The sequence below is a fragment of the Caulobacter sp. GW821-FHT05F04 genome, from assembly GCF_059419665.1.
Window position 1 is genome coordinate 109714 of the sequence record NZ_JBWKSF010000003.1, and the last position, 22260, is coordinate 131973.

The following is a 22260-nucleotide window of genomic DNA, read 5'->3' on the forward strand; positions in this document are numbered from 1 at the left end:
ACGGGGACGGAGCCGCTTCTGTCCCCGGCCTTCGCGGCGAGGTGATGCTGGGAGCGACTTCAACTCGCTCTCGGAGCCGCCTCATGCCCGATCCTGTTTTCAGCGACGTCACGCCTCGCCTGGGCCTGCCCTATGTGGTGGCCGCCCAGGCTCAGAAACACATCCCGATCAATGAGAGCCTGGCCCGGCTGGATGGCCTTGTGCAGTTGGCCGTCGAGAGCCGATCGGTTTCGGCCGAGCCAGCCAGTCCGGTCGCTGGCGGCGTCTGGATCCTGCCGGCCAGCGCCACGGGCGCGGCCTGGGCGAGCCAGCCCTCCGGCGTTCTGATGCGCTTCGAGGCCGGTGCCTGGGAACCCCTCGCGCCCGCCGAGGGCGTACTGGCCTGGGTCAAGGACGAGAACCAGATGGTCGCCTTCGACGGCGCGGCCTGGACGCCGCTGTCGGCGACGTTCCGCGGCACGACCGCCGCCCAGACGCCTAACCTCGCCAACACCCGCCTGGAGATCCTGGAGCAGGAAGTGACCTTGTCGGGCGCTTCGACCGCGACGGGCATCGCCATCCCCAACCGCGCCATCGTGCTGGCTGTATCGACCCGCACCACGGTCGCGGTGACTGGGGCGGCCTCGTACAACTGCGGCGTCTCGGGCGATGCGAGCAAGTTCGGCGGCTCGCTGGGCGTGGCCAAGAATTCCAGCAACATCGGCGTGGTCGGGCCGACCGCCTACTACGCCGACACGCCGGTGCTGATCAGCGCGGTCGGCGGCAGCTTCATCACGGGCAAGGTGCGGGTCGCGATCCATGTTCTGAGGTTCGACGCGCCCGCCGCGGTCGCCTGATACGTTGACCTGACGCGTTGACGGCGGGGGGCGGAGCGGCTAAACGCGCCTCACCTTTGGGGAGTAGCCGCCCGCATCTATCAGCGGGCCCCGCCGTCAACACACTTGCTGCTTCGGGAGCATGGCGCGGGGAAGGGAAGCGATTTCGAGCTTCCTTGGCGAGACCAATGGCGCCGATTTTCATCCGGGCCGGGTGGACGTCGACGCTATTGGCATGCGCCCGGCCCGGAGGACTATTTCAGTGGAAGCCCTGCTCGTCTCGACCCTGGTCGTGGCCATCGCCGAGATCGGCGACAAGACTCAATTGCTGGCCATCATCCTGGCCACGCGGTTCAAGAAGCCTGTCCCGATCATTCTTGGCATCCTGGTCGCCACCCTGGCCAACCACGCCCTGGCCGCTACCGCCGGCTACTGGGTGTCGGACTTCCTGAGCGGCGCCTGGTTCAAGTGGGCCATCGCCATCTCGTTCATCGCCATGGCCGCGTGGGCCCTGATCCCCGACAAGGCCGATGACGAGGAGGGGGCGAGCGCTGGCCGCTACGGCGTGTTCGTGACCACGGCCATCGCCTTCTTCCTGGTCGAGATGGGCGACAAGACACAGATCGCCACCGTCGCCCTGGGCGCCAAGTTCCACTCGATCTTCTGGGTCGCCGCCGGCACCACCCTGGGCATGATGCTGGCCAACGTCCCTGCCGTCTATCTGGGCGAGGCGGCGACCAAGATCGTGCCGCTGAAGTACGTGCGGATGGGCGCGGCGCTGATCTTCCTGCTGCTGGGTCTCTGGCAGGTGGCGGAGTTGACGGGCGTGCTCAAATAACCCCTAAACCGACTTCCCGGCGAAGGCCGGGGCCCAGATCGTAAGGCTCCGCGTCGCCAGGATTGGCGGATGCTCAGGCTGAACCTGGGTCCCGGCCTTCGCCGGAAAGATCGGATTTTGGGGATGTGGATGACCGCTCGCGGCTGGGAATTCTGGATCGACCGCGGCGGCACCTTCACCGACATCGTCGCGCGGCGGCCGGACGGTTCGCTGGTGACCCACAAGCTGCTGTCGGAGAATCCCGAGCACTATGCCGACGCCGCCGTGGCGGGCGTGCGGGCGCTGCTGCCGGAAGGCGCGGGCGTCGACGCGGTGAAGATGGGCACCACCGTCGCCACCAACGCCCTGCTCGAGCGCAAGGGCGAGCCGACGGTCCTGGCGATCACGGCGGGTCACGCCGACGCCCTGCGCATCGGATACCAGGCGCGGCCCAAGCTGTTCGAGCGCCACATCGTCAAGCCGGAAGCGCTGTACGACCGCGTCGTCGAGATCGACGAGCGGATGAGCGTCGAGGGGCAGACGCTGCGGCCGCTGGACGAGGGCGCGGCGCGGGCGAGCCTGCAAGCGGCCTTCGAGGAAGGCTTCCGCGCCATCGCCATCGTGCTGCTGCACGGCTTCCGCTTCACCGACCACGAGGCGCGGGTCGCCGCGATCGCGCGCGGGATCGGCTTCACCCAGGTGTCGGTCAGTCACGAGGTCAGCCCGCTGATGAAGCTGGTCGGGCGCGGCGACACCACCGTGGTCGACGCCTATCTGTCGCCGATCCTACGCCGCTATGTGGACCAGGTGGCCGATGCGCTGGGTCGTGACACCCGGCTGCTGTTCATGCAGTCGAACGGCGGCCTGACCGATGCGCGGGCCTTCCGGGGCAAGGACGCCATCCTGTCCGGCCCGGCCGGCGGCGTGGTCGGCATGGCGCGGACGGCGGGCGAGGCCGGCTTTGATCGTGTCATAGGCTTCGACATGGGCGGCACCTCGACCGACGTCTGCCACTATGCCGGCCAGTACGAGCGGGCGTTCGAGACGGTGGTGGCCGGCGTGCGGATGCGCGCGCCGATGATGAACATCCATACCGTGGCGGCCGGCGGGGGCTCGATCTGCAGCTTCGACGGCGCGCGGCTGCGGGTGGGGCCGGCCTCGGCCGGCGCGGTCCCTGGACCGGCGGCCTATCGTCGGGGCGGACCGCTGACGGTCACTGACTGCAACGTCATGCTGGGCAAGCTGCGGCCGGAGTTCTTCCCCAAGGTGTTCGGCCCCAACGCCGACCAGCCGCTGGACGCCGATGCGGTGGCGGCCGGCTTCAGGGCGGTGTCGGCCCAGATCGAAGCCGCGACCGGCAAGGCCATGACCCCGCAGGACGTGGCCGAAGGCTTCGTCACCATCGCCGTCGAGAACATGGCCAAGGCCGTGCGGCAAATCTCGATCCAGCGCGGCTACGACGTCACCCGCTATGTCCTGGCCTGTTTCGGCGGGGCGGGCGGGCAGCACGCCTGCCTGGTGGCCGACGCCCTGGGCATGACCAAGGTGATGATCCACCCGTTCGCCGGGGTGTTGAGCGCCTATGGCATGGGCCTGGCCGACCTGCGCCTGATCCGCGAGGAGACGGTCGAGCGGCCGCTGGACCAGGCGGGCGACCTGGCCGATCGCGCGAAGGTGCTGGCCGCGGAAGCGGAAGCGGCCTTGCGCGCCCAGGACGTGCCGATGGCCTCGGTCGAGACCGTCGCCAGCCTGCGGGTGAAGTACGCCGGGACCGACACGCCGCTGGTCACATCCTTCGGCGAAGCGGCGTCTGTTCGTGAGGACTTCGAGGCGCTGCATCAACGCCGCTTCGGCTTCACCTCGCCGACGACGCCGCTGGTGGTCGAGACTCTGTCGGTCGAGGCGATCGGTCATTCGGACGCCGGGGCGCAACCGGATTTCGAGACCGGCGCGTCCAAGGGCGAACCCACGCCGCTGGCGACGGTCGAAACCCGGATGGCGGGCGCGAGCCATACGACGCCGGTCTTCGACCGCGAGGCCCTGGCCGTCGGCGTCGAGATCCTCGGCCCGGCCATCATTCGCGAAGCCACCGGCACGACGGTCGTCGAGCCCGGCTGGCGCGCGACCGTGGACGCCCGCCTGAACCTGATCCTCGACCGCGTCGTCGCCCTGCCGGCCCGCAAGGCCATCGGGACCGAGGCCGACCCGGTCATGCTGGAGGTGTTCAACAACCTCTTCATGGCCGTGGCCGAGGAGATGGGTTTCGCCCTCCAGAACACCGCCTACTCGGTCAATATCAAGGAGCGGCTGGACTTCTCCTGCGCGCTGTTCAGCCGCGACGGCGACCTGATCGCCAACGCGCCGCACATGCCGGTGCACCTGGGCTCGATGGGCGACAGCGTGCGGGCCATCCGTGAGGCGCGCGAGGGCGACGGCCGCGGCATGAGGCCGGGCGACGCCTACATGCTCAATGCCCCCTACAAGGGCGGCACCCACCTGCCGGACGTGACGGTGGTCATGCCCGTGTTCGACGAAAGCCAAGCCCTGCTGTTCTACGTCGCCGCGCGCGGGCACCAGGGCGACATCGGCGGCATCACGCCGGGCTCGATGCCGCCGACCAGCAAGACGGTCGAGGAAGAGGGCGTCCTGATCGAGAACTTCCTGCTGGTCGAGGGCGGCCGGTTCCTGGAAGCCGAGACCCGCGCCCTGCTGGCCTCGGGCAAGTGGCCGGCGCGCAACCCCGACCAGAACATCGGCGACCTCAAGGCTCAGATCGCCGCCTGCGCCCGCGGCGCCGAGGCCCTGACCTCCATGGTCTCCGAATTCGGCCAGGACGTCGTCGAAGCCTATATGGCCCACGTCCAGGACAATGCCGAAGAGGCCGTCCGTCGCGTGCTGGCGAAGATGGAAGGCGGATCGTTCGCCTACGAACTGGACGACGGGGCGGTGGTCCGCGTGGCCATTACGGTCGACCGCCAGGCCCGCACCGCCCGCGTGGACTTCACCGGCACCAGCGACCAGGTCCCGACCAACTTCAACGCCCCGGCCTCGATCTGCCGGGCGGCGGCGCTGTACGTCTTCCGCACTCTGGTCGACGACGAGATCCCGATGAACGACGGCTGCCTGCGGCCGGTCGAGCTTGTCATTCCCGAGGGCTCGATGCTGCGGCCGCGCTATCCGGCGGCGGTGGTGGCCGGCAATGTCGAGACCAGCCAGGTGGTGGTCGACGCCCTTTATGGCGCGCTGGGCGTGATGGCTGGGGCCCAGGGGACGATGAACAACTTCACCTTCGGCGACGAGCGGCGCCAGTACTACGAGACCATCTGCGGCGGCTCGGGCGCCGGGCCGGACTTCGCCGGGACCGACGCGGTCCAGACCCACATGACCAACAGCCGCCTGACCGATCCCGAGGTGCTGGAGACCCGCTATCCCGTGCTGGTCGAGGCGTTCTCGATCCGGCGCGGTTCGGGCGGGGCGGGCGCGCATCGCGGCGGCGACGGCGTCGTGCGCAGGATCGGCTTCCGCGAGCCGATGACCGCGACCTTGCTGTCCAATCGCCGCCGCGTGCCGCCGTTCGGCCTGCGGGGCGGGGGCGCGGGCCAGGTCGGCAAGGCGTGGGTCGAGCGCGCCAACGGAACGGTCCAGCCTATGGCCGCCACCGATCTCGTGGAGGTCGGCGCGGGCGACGCGATCGTCATCGAGACGCCGGGCGGCGGCGGTTGGGGAGAAGCCTGATGGCCAAGGCCAGCGTGCTGTTCGTCTGCATGGGCAACATCTGTCGCTCGCCCCTGGCCGAGGGCGCGTTCCGGGCGGAAGCCGATCGGCTGGGCCTGGAGGTCATGGTCGACAGCGCGGGCACCGGCGGCTGGCACAGGGGCGATCCGCCGGATCCGCGCGCCATCGCGGTGGCGCGGCGTAACGGCGTCGACATTGGCGGCCTGAAGGCGCGTCAGGTGAAGCCTGACGACTTCCGGATCTTCACCCACATCTACGCCCTGGACCACGACAACCTGCGCGGCCTGCTGCAGGTCGCGCCGTCCGATGCGACCGCCGAGGTCGGGCTGTTGCTGGATCTGGTCGAGGGGCATCGGGGGCGGGCCGTGGCCGATCCTTACTACGGCGACGACGCCGGGTTCGACGTGACTTGGAGTGACGTCGTGCAGGCGGCCCAAGCGCTGGCGCGGCGGCTGGTGGATGAGGGCTGGTCTCGGGCCTAGTGCAGCGTCGGCCGCCGCGCGTGCGAAACCACCACCTCGGGCTCATCGAACCGCATCGGCAGCGCCATGCCGTCATTGGCCAGGGCCGTGTTCAGGAACCGCGCCATCACCGTCACGCTCTCGGGCGTGATCACCAGGTCCTCGATCAGGCGGCCGGCGATCTCGGGCGAGGCGGGGCAGACGCCGCAGGCGGTGATCAGGCGCTGTTCGTCGTCCGCATAGCCCTCGCAGCAAGGCGCGGAGACGCAGAGCGGACGGCGGACCTGGCCTTCAATGGCGCTCATCATCAGGATGAAGGCGGTCGCCACGCGGGGCGAGACCAGGGCTCCGGCCTTCTTCGACAGCCGCTGACCCGGTTCTTCGCCCAGCACGCGGGCGGTGACCCATTGGCGGAGCATCCAGAGCAGGATCCGCTCGCCGTCGGCCAGGCCGACAGGGCCGCAATGGTTCAGGTGGGTCTCTGAGAAAGGGTCGGGCCGCACGCCGGAAATCTCCTCGCCAAGCAGGGGGCCGACACCCGCCGTGGCGAACCGATTTCGGTGAGCGGCCCGACGCGTTCTTGCGAACACATCGCAACTAAATGGGATGTCTAGTTGCGAGTCAATTGCAAAAACGCGTCCGTCCGATCTAGCCGCCGAAACCGCCCTTATAGCTGCCGCTGTGGGCGTAGCTGCGACCGCCGCCGAAGCCGCCGCGCGAGACCACGGAAGTGCGGGTCTGGACCTTGGGCGGGGCGTTGCGGATCGCGTCGGGCGGGTCGATGCTCTCGCGGCTGATGACCTGCCGGCCGGTGCTGTAGTCGCGGCCCAGGCGCCCCCCCCAGGTCGAATAGTAGCCGCCGCCATAGCGGTCGTCCTGGCGATAGAGGCCGGTGCCGCGATAGCCGCCGCCGTCCAGCATCCGGCCGATCACGAAGCCGGCCAGCAGGGGCGTGAAGAAGTTGCCGCCGTTGTTGTAGCTGCGCGGCACGCAGTTGCCGGCCCCGTAGACCTCCTCGCACGAGGCGCGGGCCTCGTAGCGCGGGGCGTCCTTGGCGTCGTCCTTCTGGGCGGCGGCGTAGGAGGTGTCGCACTGGGTGTCGGAGACCTCGTTGGCCGCCTTGCACTCTTCCAGGGTCTTGTAGCTGAAGGCCTCGACCTGCTCGCCCTTGTTGGGATCCCAGCTGGCCTGGCCGGCGGGATCGTCGCACCCGGACAGGGTCAGGGCCGTGGCGCCGGCCAGCATGGTGGTCAGCTTCAGCGAGCTCGAGCGTTTGCGCGGGGTCATCGCTCAGGTCCTCAAGAGGTCATGCAGGCGGCGTTCAACAGGCCGACCGCGATCGAGATGCCGGCCAGATAGATGCCGATCGAGACCTCGTTGGCCTCGATCCGCGCCTTGACGTCGGGCAGGGCGATCAGGCGCACGCCGGTGAACGCGGCGATCTGGATAATCCCCGCCAAGGTCGCCCAGGCGGCGAGCTCCGGCAGGCTGACCGTGTGGCTCAGGGCCGAAGCCAGCGGCAGGGCGTAACCGATCAGCGCGCCGGCCAGGGCGATGGCCGCCGAGGTGTTGCCCGCCCGGATCAGGGTCTTCTCGTTGTAGGGCGTCACCCACTGGTAGATGTACTTGAAGGCGATCGTGAACAGGCCGGCCACGACGAAGGCCAGCAGGAACGCGGTCGCGCCGTCCTGGAAACTGGTGAAGTCGAACATCTGGGTTTGTCCCCTACCTAGGCCCTGAACTCACCCACCGACAGCGGCAGGCCGATCATCGTCTCGTGGCTGATGTCCTTGCTGTCCTCGGGCTCCAAGGTCAGGGCCAGAAGCAGCTCGCGCCCGTCGCCGCCGGCGAGGTCGCGGTTGAACAGCATGGTGGTCTGGAAGAGGCGTCGGTCGGGCCGATCGGCGTCGCGGTTGTAATAGACGTCTTCCCATAGGGTCACCGGATCCTGCTCCGCGGCCTCTTCGCCGAACCACAGGCGGGTATAGGCGGGCAGGCCCTCGGGCTGGAACGCGCGGGCGCGCAGGCGCTGGGTCCAGAGGTCGCGGTCGGCGCGGTCGGCGGGATATTCGCTGGCCCACGGGACGAAGACGGTGAAGTCGTTGGCCTTCTGGCCCTCGCGGTCGTCCGACACGACCTGGAACAGGATCTCGTCGTCCGTATAGAAGCGATGCACGAACGCGCCGTCGTTCAGCTGGATCAGGCCCTGGGCGGTGATCTCCAGCGTGTCGCGGTCGAGGGCGAACTTGGTCTCGGCTCCGAACCGGCGCCAGGCCAGCGGATCCAGCACCACGGTCCGGCCGATCGTGACATTGCGGATCACGGGCAGGGCGGGCCTAGCCTCGCCGCCTTTGTTGCCGAAAAGCTTTCCGAACATCGCGGTGCGCGTGCCCTCAAAAACCTGCTCGGGCCGCTTATCTGACAAGCGACGCCGAATTGCCCGACGGCGCGCTTGCCCTGGCCTTGTTCAAGGAACAAGGTCCGACCCAAGCACACTGAGCGTGGCGAGCCACGCACGGGGGTGAACTTAACGCGCAGGATGGCGCCGAACGACGCCTTGTCAAGCGTACATGTTATGCGTACATGTAACGCATGCCTGCCAAACCGACCCGAAGCGCCCAGGCCGCTGAAAGAACCCGAGCGTGGCGCGAAGCCCGCCGGAACGCCGGCTTCGTGAAGATCGAGGTCTGGGCGCCGGCGGCGTGCAAGCCCGATATCCTTTCGGCCGTGCAGGCGATCGTCGTCGAGTCGGTTCGTGGCCCGACCCTGGCAACCAACCCCCATCCCCCCAAGGGCGTCAGACACATGGACTCCGTTATCGATACCGCCTGGACGATCCACAACTTGCGCGACGCGCTGGTGGAAAGCGCCCTCGTGCGCGAAGGCGAGATGACCGCCACCGTCGTCGAGGGCGTCGAGCCCGTGCTTCAGGTCACGATGCACGAGTTCGGCGATCTGCCGATCTATGTCAGCGGCGGCGAGCTGCAACTGGTCGTATCGACCCTGTTGTGGCCCTGCGACGAGCAGAACGACCGCGCGGCCTTCAACGAGTTCCTGCTGAAGGCCCAGAAGATCGTGCCACTGTCGAATTTCGGCATCACCAGTGTCGACGGTCGTGACTATTACGAGCTGATGGGCGAGATCTCGTCCAAGACCACCCTGCAGACGCTGATCATCGAGCTGCGCACCCTGGCCGACAACGCCATCGCCGCCGCCAGCGATCTGCGCGACACCTTCGAAAAAAGCCGCGCGACGGCCGCTTAAAGAACCGGACCTGGAGACTTACTGATGTCGATCTGGAGCAAGCTCTCGGCCCTGTTCCGTGGGACCGCGCACGACGGCGCGCAGACCATCGTGGACGCCAACGCGCTGAGGATCCTGGACCAGGAAATCCGCGACGCCGACAACGCCCAAGGCAAGGCCCGGGACGAGTTGGCCAAGCTGGTCGCTCGCCGCCGTTCGCTGGAGACCGAGGTCGCCCAGCTGACCGACCAGTCGCGCAAGTACGAGTCCTCGGCCCGCGCGGCGATGAACAAGGGCGACCAGGCCCTGGCCCTGGAAGTTGCCCAGCGCATCGCCGACCTCGAGAAGGACGCGGGCCAGAAGGCCACGCAGATGACCGAGCTGCGCACGGCCGAGGAAAAGCTGCGCACGATCATCGCCCAGACCGACACCAAGGTCGAAGCGCTGCGTCGCGAGATCGAGATCGTGAAGGTCAACGAGAGCGTCCAGAAGGCTCAGGCCGCGGTGATCTCGCGCTCGGGGTCGGCCAGCGGCGTCGTCGGCTCGGCCGCCGACAGCCTCAAGCGCATCAAGGAGCGTCAGTCGGTCCGCGAGGAGCAGTTCCGCCTGCACAGCGAGTCGGAAGACCGCAAGACTGGCGCGGATCTGGACGCCAAGCTGGCGGCCGCCGGCATCCTGCCGGGCAGTGGCGGCGCCGAAGACGTGCTGGCCCGCCTGATGGCGCCGAAGGACGAGGCTCTGCCCGCTCCGATGCTGGCCATCGAGGACAAGGTGAAAGCCAACAAGGACGGCTCGGACGCCTGATGCGCCGTCTCACCCTGACGCCTCGACCGGACTGGAAGTCCAAGGCCGAGGCGGTCGGCTTCACCTGGCATCACGCGGACGGTCGTCGCTACTGGGACGAACGGGCCGCCTACGCCTTTACGCTGGAGGAGGTCGAGGGCCATCTGGAGCCCGCGACCGAGGCGCTGCACAAGCTGTGTCTGGATCTGGTCGACGACGCGGTGAAGAGCGACGCCCTGATGGCGCGTCTGCAGATACCGGAAGCGTCTCGCGACCTGGTCGCCGCCTCGTGGGCGGGGCGCGATCCGTCGCTCTACGGCCGCTTCGACTTCTTCTACGACGGGGCCGGGCCGCCCAAGCTCTACGAGTACAACGCCGACACCCCGACCAGCATCTATGAGGCCGGCGTGTTCCAGTGGCTGTGGCTGGAGGACCTGATCCAGCAAGGCCTGCTGCCGGAGAGCACAGACCAGTTCAACAGCCTGCACGACCAACTGGCCGAGCGTTTCAAGGCGATCTTCCCGAACGGCGGCTTCGTCCACTTCGCCAGCGATCCCGACTTCGTCGAGGACCGCCAGACCGTGCGGTTCCTGGAGGACATGGCCCGGCTGGCGGGCCTGGAGCCGAAGTTCGTGCCGATGACGGCCATCGGCTTGGACGCTGACGGCCGCTTCGTCGACCAGGACAACTACATCGTCGGCGCGATGTTCAAGCTGTACCCCTGGGAGGACATGCTGCGCGAGCCGTACGCGGCTAACATCGCCGGCTCCAAGACCCTGTTCCTGGAGCCGCCGTGGAAGGCGGTGCTGTCGAACAAGGCGCTGCTGCCGCTGTTGTGGGAGCGCCATCCGGGCCACCCGAACCTGCTCGAGACCTATTTCGATGACGATCCCAAGGTCGAGCGGTTGGGCAACAGCTACGCCCGCAAGCCTTTGTTCAGCCGCGAGGGCGCCAATGTCGAGCTCTGGAAGGACGGCCGCAGGGGCCGGGTGCTCGACCAAGGCTATGGCGAGGAAGGCTGGATCCGCCAGGAACTTAAAGCCCCGCCCAAGTTCGGCGTGAACTATCCCGTGGTGGGTTCATGGGTCATCGGCGACCAGCCGGCCGGGATCGGCGTGCGCGAGGACCGCGGCCGGGTGACGCGGGACCGCTCGCGGTTCATCCCGCATATCATCGAGGGCTAAGGGGCCGAACCCTCGACCTGCGACAAGCTCAGGATGAGGACCAAGCGCGGCGCTCGCCATCTGTTTCAGAGGTCGCGGAGAATCCGCGCCGCTTCCGCGACGGCCGCCTCATCCGTGTCCCGCAGCTCCGGCGGCACGAAACCCATCTCGCCGAGCTTGGAGCCTGGCGCCGCGCCGGGGATCTGACCGCTGAACGAGCCGTGCACCTCGCGCACGCCGGTCCGCCTCACCAGTTCGGCCACGTTCGATGGCCGCACGCCAGCCCCGGCCAGGATGCCGATCCGGCCGTCGGCCTGCTGGACTAGCTCGGCGATCCGCTCCGCGCCCGCTTGCGCCGTCAGGGCGCCGCCCGAGGTCAGCACCCGCTCGAAGCCCAGGGCGATCGCCGCCTCCAGGGCCACGGACTGTTCGGGAACGAGGTCGAACGCGCGGTGCAGGCTTAGGCCCAGCCCCTGGCTATGCTCGACCAGCATTTCCAGCACGTCCAGATCCAGCTGGCCGTCAGGGAGGTTGGCCCCAATGACCACGCCGGCGAGGCCATATTCGCGCACCGCGTCGATGTCCCGCCGCATGTGATCCAGGTCGCCGGCGTCATAGCAGAAGTCGCCATTCCGGGGACGGATCATCGGATAGATCGGGATCGGCGCGCTGGCCGCCTGGGCCATCAGGCCGGGGGCGGGGGTCAGACCCTGCAGCGCCAGGGCCGCGCAAAGTTCGATCCGATCCGCGCCGCCGGCGATCGCCGCCGCCAGTCCGGCGGGCGTGTCGACGCAGACTTCCAGAAGAATGCGGGTGGCGGTCATGGTCCTGCTCCAGGTCGTGCTAGGGATTCGCGCGATCTTGTTGGAGCACACGAGCATGATGAATCGTAGAGGCCTGATCGGCGCCTCCCTGGTCGGATCGGCGATGCTGGGCGCGAAGGCGTCCGCCGCGGAGGGCGGCGTCAAGCTGGACGGCCCTTGCGTCATCTCCACCTGGGACTTCGGGGTCGCCGCCAACCAGGCCGCCTGGGCGGTGCTGTCCAGGGGCGGCCGGGCGCTGGACGCCGTCGAGGCCGGCGCGCGCGTGCCCGAGCAGGACCTGAAGAACCACAGCGTCGGCCGCGCCGGTTATCCCGACCGCGACGGCCACGTCTCGCTGGACGCCTGCATCATGGACGAGCTGGGCAACTGCGGCGCGGTCGCGGCCCTGGAGCACATCGCCCACCCGATCTCGGTCGCGCGAAAGGTCATGGAGAAGACCCCGCACGTGATGCTGGTCGGAGCCGGCGCCCTGCAGTTCGCGCTGGAGCAAGGCTTCCCGCGCGAGGAACTGCTGACCCCGGAATCCAGGATCGCCTGGGAAGCTTGGAAGAAGGACGCCAAGTACCAGCCCACGGCCAACAGCGAGGTCGGCGACTACGGCAAGACTTCCGGCCAGCTGGGCACGCCGGGCGGGGCCAATAACCACGACACCATCGGCATGCTGGCCATCGACGCCAAGGGAAACATCGCCGGCGCCTGCACCACCAGCGGCATGGCCTGGAAGATGCGCGGCCGGGTCGGGGACAGTCCGATCATCGGCGCGGGCCTCTATGTCGACAACGAGGTCGGCGGCGCCACCTCGACCGGGGTCGGCGAGGAGGTGATCCGCAATGTCGGCAGCTTCCTGGTCGTGGAACTGATGCGCCAGGGCCGTTCGCCCGAGGCCGCCTGCCGCGAGGCCGTCGAGCGCATCCTCAAGAAGAAGCCGAACGCCAAGGCCTTCCAGGTCGGCTTCCTGGCCGTCAACAAGAAGGGCGAGGTCGGGGCCTGGGCGATCCAGAGCGGCTTCAGCTACGCCCTGTGCGACGGCAGGAAGCAGGACCTGCTGCTGCCCGGCAAGGCGACCTATCAGTTGGGCGCCTAAAGAGGGCCAGCAAGGCGACCCGCGGGGCGCCTTGGAAAGAGGGTATGCGGCGGGATAACGCGGTTATAGCGTGCCGCTCCCATCATTCGGAGGAGACCGCCATGTGCGATGACGACATCCACCCAGGCCTCGTTCACGACCCCCGCCTTTCGCGCCGCGCCTTCGGCCTGCTGACAGTCGCGGCCACCGGCGTCGCCACGGTCGCCCGCGCCGACGACACGGTCGAGGAGAAGGACGTCGAGGTGAAGACGCCCGACGGCGTGGCGGACGCGGCGCTGTTCTATCCGAAGGCCAAGGGCAAGTACCCGGCGGTGCTGCTGTGGCCCGACGTCATGAGCTTGCGGCCGGTGTTCCGCGACATGGGCCGCCGCCTGGCCGCGGCCGGCTATGTGGTGCTGGTCCCTAACCTCTATTACCGCGTCAAGAAGGCGCCGGTGGTCGAGGGGACGTTCAACTTCGCCAACCCCGACGATCGCGCCAAGCTGACGCCGCTGCGCGCCTCGGTGACCACGGAAGGCACGTTCAAGGACGCGGCGGCCTACATCGCCTTCCTCGACGCCCAGTCGAAGACCGACAAGGCCAAGAAGGCCGGCGTGCAGGGCTACTGCATGGGCGGTCCGCTGTCGTTCCGCACGGCCGCCGCAGTCCCGGCCAGGATCGGCGCGGTCGCCAGCTTCCACGGCGGCGGTCTGGTCACGGACAAGGAGGACAGCCCGCACCTGCTGATCCCCAAGACCCACGCCAGCTACCTGATCGAGATCGCCGACAACGACGACAAGCAGGACCCCACCGCCAAGGACAAGCTGAAGGCCGCCTTCGAGGCCGCCAAGCGGCCGGCCCAGGTCGAGGTCTTCGCCGGCGCCGCCCACGGTTGGACCGTCAAGGGCAGCCAAGTCTACAACGAGGCCGCCGCCGAGACGGCCTGGGCCAACCTGCTGGCGCTGTACAAGAAGGCGCTGGCCTAGGAACGTCGCGTCGCGCCTCTCTCGCCGGACGGGGGAGGGAGGCGCGCCGCACAGCCTCGAAATCGCGCAGAGAACAGGCAGGGCCTGCCCTCGCGACTGGAACTCCGCCGTCCCGTCGTCGTGGGCGTTGACGCATCCGGACGATGCATCGATAGCGTCGAGCCATGACTGACACCGCCCGACAGGACGTCCAGATCGCCGGAGCGAACGCGTGAGACTGCTGGCCGCCGTTCTCGCCGCGCTTGCCCTCGCGGGCGGCGCCAAGGCGCAAGTTCCCACCCCCGCCACCGCCCCGATCAAGGTCAAGGTCTTCGTCGCCGCCATGTTCGAGATCGGCGAGAACACCGGCGACCGCGCCGGCGAGTTCCAGCCCTGGTACGAGCGCTATTGGCGCCAGAGCGCGCCCAAGATCGTCAAGGGCGCTCTGAAGCCCGTCTACTGCAACCCCGACGGGGTCTGCGGCTCGACCCTGGGCATGGGCAAGGTCAATGCGTCGGCCTCGATGCAGGCCATCCTGCTGGATCCGGCCTATGACTTCTCGCAGGCCTATTTCGTTCTCAGCGGCGTCGGCGGGACGCCGCCTTCGCGCGGGACGATCGGCGACGTTTCCTGGGCGACCTGGCTGGTCGACTATGACCTCGGCCATCGCTGGGCGCCGGCGGAGAACACGGCCGGCGCGCCGACCTTCATGCCGCGGGCCGGCTACGAAGAGTACCGCCGCTTCCAACTCGACCCGACCCTGGTCGGCTGGGCCGTGCGCTGGTCCAAGGGCGCTCCCATGCAGGACAGCGACGACGCCCGCCGCTACCGCATGCGCTATGCCGACGCCCGGGCGCGCGCGGCGCCCTCGGTCATGGTCGGCACGCACATGACCGGCGACACCTTCTTCCATGGCCCGGGCCTGTCGAAGGAAGCCCAGTCCATCGCCAAGCTCTACGGCGCCGACGACTATGTGATCACCGAGATGGAGGCCGCCGCCCTGGCCCTGGTGATCAAGCGCCAATGGGGAACAGGGCGCATCTTGAGCCTGCGCGGGGCGGTCAACTTCGACCAGGGCGCGCCGGGGGAAACAACCCTGCAGCACCTCGACCCGGCGCCGGGGCAAACAGCCGGCGGCTTCGCCGAGACCGTCGCCAATATCGGCGCGGTCGGGTCGCGCATTGTGGACCACATCGTCGCCGACTGGCCGCGCTGGCGGGAGGGCCCGCCGCCCCTCTGAGCCCACCTCGCGACGGCTTCCCGGAATTCCCCTGCGGCGCTCTTGCGATGAGATAGGTAGGATGCTATCTAATTTAGATAGGAAGCTACCTATTTAATTGACCTTCGTTCCATGATCGCCATTCGCACCCTCGATGAACGCGCCTTCGCCCAGGGTCTGCTGCGCCTGGCGCGGGTCTATCGGCGCGAGGTCAACCGCGCCCTGGCCGCCCACGGCATCTCGGACGCCAAAGCCATGCCGGTGCTGCACATCGCCCGCGCGGGCGGCGGCATGCGCCAGGGCATGCTGGCCGAGGAGATCGGGGTGGAGGGGCCGTCCTTGGTCCGGATTCTCGATCAGTTGAGCCAGGCGGGTCTGGTCGAGCGCCGCGACGATCCTTCCGACAAGCGCGCCAAGACCCTGCACCTGACGACCGACGGCCAGGCGCTGGCCGCGGTGGTCGAGGATGCCGTGCAGGTGGTGCGGGCTCAGCTGCTGGCCGACGTCAGCGACGCGGATCTCGCCGCCGCCGTACGGACCTTCAGCGCGTTCGAGGCCGCCTTGAACGCGGCTGCCGGGCAGGGGGCGTAGAGCGCTTCCACCATGTTCCCCAAGTTCGATCGGCATACGCTGCTGTTCTCGGCGAACAGCTTCGCGGGGGCGATGCTGGCCCTCTATATCGGCTTCGCCCTGGGTCTGCCCCGTCCCTATTGGGCGATGACCACGGCCTATATCGTCAGCCAGCCGCTGGCCGGGGCCGTGCGCTCCAAGGCGGTTTACCGCGTGCTGGGCACCGTGCTCGGCGCGGCCGCCGCCGTCGCCCTCGTGCCCAATCTCGTCAACGCGCCGGTGCTGCTGTGCCTGGCCCTTGCCCTGTGGGTCGGCGGTTGCCTGACCATCTCGCTGCTGGACCGCACCCCGCGCAGCTACCTCCTGATGCTGTCCGGCTACACGGCCGCGATCATCGGCTTTCCCAGCGTCAACCAGCCCGGCGCGATCTTCGACGTCGCCGTCTCGCGGGTGATCGAGATCGGCCTGGGCATTCTCTGCGCCACCCTGGTTCATAGCCTGGTCTTTCCGCGTCCGGTCGGAACGGTGCTGAAGCAACGCCTCTCCACCTGGCTGGGCGAGGCCGACCACTGGGCGCTGGACGTGCTGCACGGCGAGAACGGCGAGGCCATCGCCCGCGATCGCCGCCACCTGGCGGCCGCCGCCAGCGAGATCCAGATGCTGGCCGTCCACCTGCCGTTCGACACCTCGCGCCTGCGCGAGACCTCCGGCGTCGTCAGCGCTCTGCACGAGCGCATGCTGCTGCTGATCCCGCTGCTGTCGGGCCTGGCCGACCGAATGGAGGCCCTGCGCGAGGTTCGCGACGACCGCGTTCGCGCCGCCCTGAACGCCGTCACGGCCTGGATCGAGGCCGGCTCGCCCCGCGACCGGGGCCTTGACCTGATCGAGCGCCTGGACAGGCTGGCCGCCCACCGCCGCGGCTCGGCGTGGTCGGCCCTGCTGATCGAGAGCCTGCTGGCGCGCCTGTCCGCGACCGTTCGGGCGCTGGCCGAGGGCCACGCCCTGATGGCGCGCCTAGAGGATCCCGATGCGCCGCTGTCGCCGGGCCTGGAAGCCTCGACCCGCGTCAAGGCTCAACGCGCGATGCACGCCGACCTGCCGCTGGCCCTGCTGTCGGGCGGGGCGGCGGCGATCGCCATCCTGCTCTCCTGCGCGACCTGGATCCTGGCCGGCTGGGGCGACGGCGCCGCCGCCCCGGTCATGGCGGCCGTGTTCTGCTGCTTCTTCGCGGCGATGGACGATCCGGTTCCGGCCATCAAGAGCTTCGGCGTCTACACCCTGCTCTCCCTGCCGCTGTCGGCGATCTACATGTTCGCCATCTTGCCCGCGATCGACGGCTTTCCGCTGCTGGTCCTGACCATGGCCCCGCCGCTGCTGTTCCTGGGCCTCTACATCCCCGACCCGCGCCGGGCTGGCGCGGCCCTGGCCGTGTTGATGGGTTTCTTCAACGCCCTGGCCCTGCAGGAGACGTTCAGCGCCGACTTCGCGAGCTTCCTGAACGGCAATCTGGGCCAGTTCGTCGGTCTGCTGTTCGCGATCATCGTCACGGCCGGTCTGCGCTCGATGGGCGTGGACGCCAGCGCCCGGCGCCTGCTGGTCCGCACCTGGAGGGGCCTGGCCCGCCTGGCTCGCGCCCGCCAGGCGCCGGAACCGGCCGCCTTCGCCGCCATCCTGGTCGACCGCCTGGGCATACTGACCCCCAAGCTGGCCGACGCCGGCCGGCGCCACGACTTCGTCGGCGTCGACGCCCTGCGCGACCTGCGGGTTGGCATGAACCTGGTCGCCGTCCAGACCGCCCGGCCGGACCTGCCGCCAGAGGGCAAGGACCGGCTGGACGCCGCGCTTGACGGCGTCGGCGACTATTTCGCGGCCCTGGCGGCCGGAGCCGTCCGGAAGCCCAACGATGACCTGCTGGTCCGCCTCGACGCGGCTCTGCGTGGCCTGTTGAGCGTCCCGGCCGCCTCGGCGGTGCAGGGCGTGGCCGGCCTGGTTGGCCTTCGCCGCAACCTGTTCCCGGAGGCTCCCGCCTTCGTTCCGGAGATCGCCCGATGATCGGCGAGTTCGCTATCGACGGGGTCTTCCTGTCCTCCGTCCTGGTCTCGGCCGTGATCGCGCTGGCCGCGTCGTTCGTGCTGCGTCGCGTGCTGTCGAAGGTCGGGGCCTATCGCTTGGTCTGGCACCCGGCGCTGTTCGACACCGCCCTGTTCGTCATCCTCTGGGCCGTCGTCGTGGCGGTCCCTTCGCCCCTGAAATTCTGAAGTTCGGACCGCATGCCTCCGTTGAAGACCGTTCTACCGACCACAGCCCGCGCCGCCGTCACCGGCGTTGTCGTCATCGCCGCCCTGGTCGGCGGTAAGGCGCTATGGACCCACTACCAGGTTGATCCCTGGACCCGCGACGGCCGCGTCCGGGCCGATGTCGTGCAGGTAGCTCCCGACGTCTCGGGCCTAGTCACCCGCGTCGACGCCGTCAACGACCAGACGGTCAAGGCTGGCCAGCCGCTGTTCTATGTCGACCGCGATCGCTATGCCCTGGCCCTGCGCCAGGCCGACGCCGCCGTCGAGGCTCAGCGTGTGACCCTGGCCCAGGCCCGCCGCGAACTAGCGCGCAACCGAACCCTCGGCGAACTGGTCGCCGGCGAAGTCACCGAGCAGAGCCTGTCCAAGGTCGAGCAGAGCCAGGCGGCCCTGTCCCAGGCCCTGGCGGCCCGCGACGTCGCGGCGCTGAACCTGGAACGCACGGTGGTGTCCGCCCCGACCGACGGCTTCCTCTCGGACCTCACCCTGCGCACAGGCGACTACGTCACCGCCGGCAAGCCGGTCCTGGCGCTGATCGACTCCCGCTCGTTCCGGGTCGAGGGCTATTTCGAGGAGACCAAGCTGTCGTCCTTGCGCATCGGCCAGCCGGTGACCGTCAAGGTGATGGGGGACGACCGACCGCTGAAAGGCCACATCCAGTCGATCGCCGCCGGCATCGAGGATCGCGACCGCGCCGCCAGCGGCAACCTGCTGCCCAACGTCAACCCCACCTTCAGCTGGGTGCGCCTGGCCCAGCGGGTGCCGGTGCGCGTGGCCCTGGACCAGACGCCGCGCGACCTGCGCCTGATCGCCGGCCGCACCGCCACGGTCGCGGTGGTGGGAGCCGGCCGATGAGCCCGCTGAAGGCGCTGGCGCTCGTCGGTTCGCTGCTGGCCCTGGCCGCTTGCACGGCGGTCGGGCCGAACTACAAGCTGCCCGCTGAGGCCAAGATCAACGCCTCGACGGCGCAGAGGCCGTTCCTGGGCGCGGCCTCGAGGGCGGTCAGCCAGGACCCTGTCCCAGCCGGCTGGTGGAAGCTCTATGACGACCCGGTGCTGAACGGCCTGGTCGAGGAGGCCTTGAGGGCCAACACCGACCTGCGCGTCGCCGCCGCCAACCTGGCGCGGTCCCAGGCCATCGCCGGTGAGGCCGACGACGCGGGCGGCTTCAAGCTCGGCGCCTCGGCGGCCGCCATGCATTCGCGGGAGTCCGGCGAGCAGTACCTCCTGACCAAGCAGCTGCCGGTCGAGAACCTGGCGGATGTCGGGGTGAAGGTCTCCTACCAGGTCGACCTGGTGGGCCGGATCAAGCGCGCCGCCGAGGCCGCCCATGCCGACGCCGAGGCCAGCCAGGCCGCCCTTGACCTGGCTCGCGTCAGCGTCGCCGCCGACGTCGCCCGCGCCTATGTCGAGGCCTGCGCCAACGGCCACGAACTGGCCGTCGCTCAGCACACCGTCGACCTGCAGTCGCGCGGCCTGGACGTCACCCGCAAGCTGGTGAGGGCGGGCAGGGGCACGGCCGTCGACGTGTCCCGCGCCCAGGCCCAGCTGGATCTCTCCCGCGCTAGCCCGCCGACCTACCAGAGCCGGCGACGCGCGGCGCTCTACAGGCTGGCGACCCTGACCGGAAAGCCGCCGGCCGAGTTTCCCAAGGCGGTCGAGGCTTGTGTCCACCCGCCGATTCTGGCCCAGGCGATCCCGGTCGGCGACGGCGCGGCCCTGCTGAAGCGCCGGCCCGACGTGCGTCAGGCCGAGCGGACCTTGGCCGGCGCCACGGCCAGGATCGGCGTCGCCACGGCCGCGCTCTATCCGAACGTCACCTTGGGCCTCGGCGCGGGCTCGACGGGCCTCCTGGCCGACATCGGCCAGGCGCCGGCCAACCGCTGGGGCCTGACCTCGCTGATCACCTGGACCTTGCCGGGCGAGGCCGAGCGGGCCCGTATCCGCCAGGCCGAAGCCGGCGCCGACGGCGCGTTGGCCCGGTTCGACGGGGTGGTTCTGACCGCGCTGCGCGAGACCGAGACCAGCCTCGACGCCTACGCCCACGACCTGCGGCGCCAAGCCGCTCTGAAGGCGGCTCGCGACCAGGCCGTTCTGGCCGAGACCCAGGCCCAGACCCTCTACCGCGCCGGCCGCAGCCCGTACCTGGCCGGCCTCGACGCCCAGCGCGCCCTGGCCCAGTCGGAGGCGGCTCTGGCGGAGGCCGACAGTCAGGTGGCCGCCGACCAGGTCAATCTGTTCCTGGCTCTGGGCGGCGGCTGGGAACGATAGCGTGATCTTGCGACTTTGGGCTAAGCATAGCCTTTCCCAAAGTTGAGTTCGTCCGTGCCGCTAGACGCCCCGCCGCCCTCGGTTTCCACGGTCGTCGTCGAGGCGCCGCGGCTGCTCCCGCTGGCCGGTCGGCAGGCCTTCTCCACCGCCTACTATGACGCCGCCGAACTGGGCGCCCAGGCGCGGCTGGACGATGCGCTGAAGACCACGCCCGGGGTCTCGCTGTTCCGCCGCACAGGCAGCGACGCGGCCAACCCGACCATCCAGGGGCTTTCGCTGCGCGCCATCGCCCCCTCGGGCGCGGGCCGGGCGCTGGTGACCCTGGACGGCGCGCCGCAGAACGATCCTTTCGGCGGCTGGGTGATATGGACGTCGCTGCCGGGCGAAGGCCTCTCGGGCGCCACCGTCGTGCGCGGCGCCGGGGCGGGTCCCTATGGCGCCGGGGCCCTGACCGGCGTCGTGGCCCTGCGCGAACGGGCGGCCGGCGGCGGCCTGACCAGCTTCACGGCCGAGGTCCGCGAGCGCGACGGCTGGCGCGCGGCCGGGACCTTCGGGACCGACCACCTGCTGCTGACCGCCAGCGGCTCGCGCACCGACGGTTATCGGCCGGTCAGAGGCTCGGCGGCGGGCGCGGCCGATACGCCGACCACCTTGGAGGACGGCTCGGTCGCCGCCCGGGTCCAGGGCGACCTCGGCGAGGTGCGCTGGGCGATCCGCGCCGGCGCTTACCAGGAGACGCGAGACGCCGGTCTCGTCGGCGCTCGATCGAACGCCACCGGCGCTTCGCTGGCCGCGACCGTGGCGGGCGACGCCTGGAGCGTGCAGGCCTGGCTCCGCAGGAGCGATCTCGAAAACACCTCCGCCGCCGTCGCCGCCGGTCGCGTCGGCGCGACCCCCGCCAACGACCAATATTCGACCCCGGCCAGCGGCTACGGCCTCAACGCCGCCTGGCAGGGCGCGCTGGGGGAGTGGACGTGGGAACTGGGCGGCGACGCTCGCATGACCGAGGGCAAGACCCACGAGCTCTTTCGCTACATGGCCGGCGCCTTCACCCGCCAGCGCACGGCCGGCGGCCGGACCCTGGTGGGCGGGGTCTATGCCGAGACCGCCTGGAACCGACCGGACTTCTCCCTGGTCGCCGGGGCGCGGCTGGACGGCTGGCGGTCTTATGACGGTGTCCGGCGCGAGCGGGACGCGGCCACCGGCGCCCTGACTCTGGACGCTCCTCCAGCCAACGCCTCGGGCGCGACGCCGACGGGCCGCATCGGCGTTCGCCAGCGGCTGTCGGGCGAGACCTGGGTGCGGGTGGCGGCCTATGCAGGCTTCCGGCCGCCGACGCTCAATGAGCTGCACCGCCCGTTCCGCGTCGGCAACGACGTCACCGAGGCCAACGCCGCCCTGAAGCCCGAGACCCTCTATGGCGTCGAGACCGGCATTTCGGGTGACGGCGTCGCGACGTGGAACCTCGGCGTCTTCTACAATCAGGTCCGGGACCCGATCACCAACGTCACGATCGGCATCGGTCCGGGGACCTTTCCGGTCGCCGGCTTCATCCCGGCCGGCGGCGTGCTGCGCCAGCGCCGGAACGCCGGACAGATCAACGCCTATGGCCTGGAGGGCGACGTCGCCGCCGACCTGTCGCCCGCCTGGACCGTGCGCGCGGCCTTCTCGGCGACCCATGCCCGTGTCGACGGCGGCGCGGCGGCCGTCCAGTTGACCGGCAAGCGTCCCGCCCAGGCGGCGGCCCTGACCGTCACCGCCGGCGCGCGCTGGCGGCCGCTGGAGCGCCTCCGGTTCGACGCCGACCTGCGCTACGAGAGCAAGCGGTTCGAGGACGATCTGAACCAGCGGGCGCTGAAGGCCGGGACCAGTCTGGACCTGCGCGCCGGCTGGATGCTGTCGCCGAGCACCGAGGTTTATCTGGCCGCTGACAATGCCCTGAACGCCGATCTGGCCGTCGGTCAGACGGCGGATGGCGTGACTAGTTTCTCGGCGCCGCGCACGGTGTATGTGGGCTTCGCCCTGAGACGTTGAG

The 22260-nt window shown here is 69.6% G+C and carries 21 protein-coding genes; 16 read left to right on the forward strand and 5 right to left on the reverse strand.

Annotated features, from left to right (window positions below; translation table 11 throughout):
• The first annotated feature begins 83 nt into the window (after window positions 1-83).
• The 4 genes from AC07R7_RS09165 to AC07R7_RS09180 all read left to right on the forward strand — a co-directional run bounded on the left by AC07R7_RS09165 (window position 84) and on the right by AC07R7_RS09180 (window position 5849).
• Window positions 84-836 (forward strand): DUF2793 domain-containing protein, encoded by a 753-nt coding sequence (locus AC07R7_RS09165; RefSeq protein ID WP_494634932.1) that lies wholly within the window; start codon window positions 84-86, stop codon window positions 834-836.
• Between the two features lie 241 nt (window positions 837-1077).
• The gene (locus AC07R7_RS09170) at window positions 1078-1653 is read left to right on the forward strand and encodes a TMEM165/GDT1 family protein (RefSeq protein ID WP_492887726.1); all 576 of its coding nucleotides are present in this window, start codon (window positions 1078-1080) and stop codon (window positions 1651-1653) included.
• A 129-nt stretch (window positions 1654-1782) separates the two neighbouring features.
• Window positions 1783-5367: a hydantoinase B/oxoprolinase family protein gene (locus tag AC07R7_RS09175; RefSeq protein ID WP_494634933.1), complete on the forward strand. Its 3585-nt coding sequence runs from the start codon at window positions 1783-1785 to the stop codon at window positions 5365-5367.
• The gene (locus AC07R7_RS09180; protein WP_494634934.1) at window positions 5352-5849 is read left to right on the forward strand and encodes a low molecular weight protein-tyrosine-phosphatase; all 498 of its coding nucleotides are present in this window, start codon (window positions 5352-5354) and stop codon (window positions 5847-5849) included. Before AC07R7_RS09175 ends, AC07R7_RS09180 begins: the two co-directional genes overlap by 16 nt.
• Here AC07R7_RS09180 and AC07R7_RS09185 read toward each other — a convergent pair.
• The 4 genes from AC07R7_RS09185 to AC07R7_RS09200 form a co-directional block, all read right to left on the reverse strand.
• Window positions 5846-6331, reverse strand: a complete 486-nt coding sequence (locus AC07R7_RS09185) for a hypothetical protein (protein ID WP_492887728.1) — start codon at window positions 6329-6331, stop codon at window positions 5846-5848. The two genes, AC07R7_RS09180 and AC07R7_RS09185, sit on opposite strands and share 4 nt — an antisense overlap.
• A gap of 145 nt (window positions 6332-6476) precedes the next feature.
• Window positions 6477-7115, reverse strand: coding sequence for a DUF1190 domain-containing protein (locus AC07R7_RS09190; RefSeq protein ID WP_494634935.1), 639 nt, complete (start codon window positions 7113-7115; stop codon window positions 6477-6479).
• A gap of 11 nt (window positions 7116-7126) precedes the next feature.
• On the reverse strand, window positions 7127-7540 hold the full coding sequence (locus AC07R7_RS09195) for a DUF350 domain-containing protein (protein ID WP_492887730.1): 414 nt from the start codon (window positions 7538-7540) through the stop codon (window positions 7127-7129).
• Between the two features lie 17 nt (window positions 7541-7557).
• Entirely contained in the window at window positions 7558-8205 is a 648-nt protein-coding gene (locus AC07R7_RS09200; RefSeq protein ID WP_492887731.1) for a YjfK family protein, read from the reverse strand.
• A gap of 215 nt (window positions 8206-8420) precedes the next feature.
• Between AC07R7_RS09200 and AC07R7_RS09205 the strand changes: the two genes are divergently transcribed.
• Genes AC07R7_RS09205 through AC07R7_RS09215 form a run of 3 tightly spaced genes read left to right on the forward strand, consistent with a single transcriptional unit; the run spans window position 8421 to window position 11038 of the window.
• Window positions 8421-9092: a YjfI family protein gene (locus AC07R7_RS09205; RefSeq protein ID WP_492887732.1), complete on the forward strand. Its 672-nt coding sequence runs from the start codon at window positions 8421-8423 to the stop codon at window positions 9090-9092.
• A 24-nt stretch (window positions 9093-9116) separates the two neighbouring features.
• Window positions 9117-9875: a PspA/IM30 family protein gene (locus tag AC07R7_RS09210; RefSeq protein WP_492887733.1), complete on the forward strand. Its 759-nt coding sequence runs from the start codon at window positions 9117-9119 to the stop codon at window positions 9873-9875.
• A complete protein-coding gene (locus tag AC07R7_RS09215) occupies window positions 9875-11038 on the forward strand; it encodes a glutathionylspermidine synthase family protein (protein WP_494634936.1) in 1164 nt (387 codons plus the stop codon). The genes AC07R7_RS09210 and AC07R7_RS09215 overlap by 1 nt, the downstream gene beginning before the upstream one ends.
• A 65-nt stretch (window positions 11039-11103) precedes the next feature.
• Here AC07R7_RS09215 and AC07R7_RS09220 read toward each other — a convergent pair whose 3' ends face one another.
• Window positions 11104-11841, reverse strand: a complete 738-nt coding sequence (locus AC07R7_RS09220; RefSeq protein ID WP_494634937.1) for a copper homeostasis protein CutC — start codon at window positions 11839-11841, stop codon at window positions 11104-11106.
• A gap of 55 nt (window positions 11842-11896) precedes the next feature.
• Between AC07R7_RS09220 and AC07R7_RS09225 the strand changes: the two genes are divergently transcribed.
• From AC07R7_RS09225 to AC07R7_RS09265, 9 genes are all read left to right on the forward strand, one after another.
• Window positions 11897-12925 carry a glycosylasparaginase gene (locus AC07R7_RS09225; RefSeq protein ID WP_494634938.1) on the forward strand — a complete coding sequence of 343 codons (1029 nt, stop codon included), beginning with the start codon at window positions 11897-11899 and terminating at the stop codon, window positions 12923-12925.
• A 101-nt stretch (window positions 12926-13026) separates the two neighbouring features.
• On the forward strand, window positions 13027-13890 hold the full coding sequence (locus tag AC07R7_RS09230) for a dienelactone hydrolase family protein (RefSeq protein WP_494634939.1): 864 nt from the start codon (window positions 13027-13029) through the stop codon (window positions 13888-13890).
• Window positions 13891-14101: 211 nt separating this feature from the next.
• Window positions 14102-15109, forward strand: a complete 1008-nt coding sequence (locus AC07R7_RS09235) for a purine-nucleoside phosphorylase (protein WP_494634940.1) — start codon at window positions 14102-14104, stop codon at window positions 15107-15109.
• 111 nt (window positions 15110-15220) lie between these two features.
• Window positions 15221-15679 (forward strand): MarR family winged helix-turn-helix transcriptional regulator, encoded by a 459-nt coding sequence (locus AC07R7_RS09240; RefSeq protein WP_492887739.1) that lies wholly within the window; start codon window positions 15221-15223, stop codon window positions 15677-15679.
• Between the two features lie 12 nt (window positions 15680-15691).
• Window positions 15692-17710 carry an FUSC family protein gene (locus AC07R7_RS09245; RefSeq protein WP_492887740.1) on the forward strand — a complete coding sequence of 673 codons (2019 nt, stop codon included), beginning with the start codon at window positions 15692-15694 and terminating at the stop codon, window positions 17708-17710.
• On the forward strand, window positions 17707-17916 hold the full coding sequence (locus AC07R7_RS09250) for a DUF1656 domain-containing protein (protein WP_492887741.1): 210 nt from the start codon (window positions 17707-17709) through the stop codon (window positions 17914-17916). The genes AC07R7_RS09245 and AC07R7_RS09250 overlap by 4 nt, the downstream gene beginning before the upstream one ends.
• A gap of 12 nt (window positions 17917-17928) precedes the next feature.
• On the forward strand, window positions 17929-18810 hold the full coding sequence (locus AC07R7_RS09255) for an efflux RND transporter periplasmic adaptor subunit (protein WP_492887742.1): 882 nt from the start codon (window positions 17929-17931) through the stop codon (window positions 18808-18810).
• Window positions 18807-20225 carry an efflux transporter outer membrane subunit gene (locus tag AC07R7_RS09260; protein ID WP_494634941.1) on the forward strand — a complete coding sequence of 473 codons (1419 nt, stop codon included), beginning with the start codon at window positions 18807-18809 and terminating at the stop codon, window positions 20223-20225. The genes AC07R7_RS09255 and AC07R7_RS09260 overlap by 4 nt, the downstream gene beginning before the upstream one ends.
• A gap of 54 nt (window positions 20226-20279) precedes the next feature.
• Window positions 20280-22259, forward strand: coding sequence for a TonB-dependent receptor (locus tag AC07R7_RS09265; RefSeq protein ID WP_494634942.1), 1980 nt, complete (start codon window positions 20280-20282; stop codon window positions 22257-22259).
• Window position 22260: the final 1 nt, after the last annotated feature.

Coding starts and splice junctions, on each gene's coding strand:
- AC07R7_RS09200 (WP_492887731.1), bottom strand. CDS start 8,205: ATGTTCGGAAAGCTTTTCGGCAACAAAGGCGGCGAGGCTAGGCCCGCC.
- AC07R7_RS09250 (WP_492887741.1), top strand. CDS start 17,707: ATGATCGGCGAGTTCGCTATCGACGGGGTCTTCCTGTCCTCCGTCCTG.
- AC07R7_RS09215 (WP_494634936.1), top strand. CDS start 9,875: ATGCGCCGTCTCACCCTGACGCCTCGACCGGACTGGAAGTCCAAGGCC.
- AC07R7_RS09210 (WP_492887733.1), top strand. CDS start 9,117: ATGTCGATCTGGAGCAAGCTCTCGGCCCTGTTCCGTGGGACCGCGCAC.
- AC07R7_RS09260 (WP_494634941.1), top strand. CDS start 18,807: ATGAGCCCGCTGAAGGCGCTGGCGCTCGTCGGTTCGCTGCTGGCCCTG.
- AC07R7_RS09245 (WP_492887740.1), top strand. CDS start 15,692: ATGTTCCCCAAGTTCGATCGGCATACGCTGCTGTTCTCGGCGAACAGC.
- AC07R7_RS09175 (WP_494634933.1), top strand. CDS start 1,783: ATGACCGCTCGCGGCTGGGAATTCTGGATCGACCGCGGCGGCACCTTC.
- AC07R7_RS09230 (WP_494634939.1), top strand. CDS start 13,027: ATGTGCGATGACGACATCCACCCAGGCCTCGTTCACGACCCCCGCCTT.
- AC07R7_RS09205 (WP_492887732.1), top strand. CDS start 8,421: ATGCCTGCCAAACCGACCCGAAGCGCCCAGGCCGCTGAAAGAACCCGA.
- AC07R7_RS09220 (WP_494634937.1), bottom strand. CDS start 11,841: ATGACCGCCACCCGCATTCTTCTGGAAGTCTGCGTCGACACGCCCGCC.
- AC07R7_RS09190 (WP_494634935.1), bottom strand. CDS start 7,115: ATGACCCCGCGCAAACGCTCGAGCTCGCTGAAGCTGACCACCATGCTG.
- AC07R7_RS09225 (WP_494634938.1), top strand. CDS start 11,897: ATGATGAATCGTAGAGGCCTGATCGGCGCCTCCCTGGTCGGATCGGCG.
- AC07R7_RS09165 (WP_494634932.1), top strand. CDS start 84: ATGCCCGATCCTGTTTTCAGCGACGTCACGCCTCGCCTGGGCCTGCCC.
- AC07R7_RS09195 (WP_492887730.1), bottom strand. CDS start 7,540: ATGTTCGACTTCACCAGTTTCCAGGACGGCGCGACCGCGTTCCTGCTG.
- AC07R7_RS09255 (WP_492887742.1), top strand. CDS start 17,929: ATGCCTCCGTTGAAGACCGTTCTACCGACCACAGCCCGCGCCGCCGTC.
- AC07R7_RS09240 (WP_492887739.1), top strand. CDS start 15,221: ATGATCGCCATTCGCACCCTCGATGAACGCGCCTTCGCCCAGGGTCTG.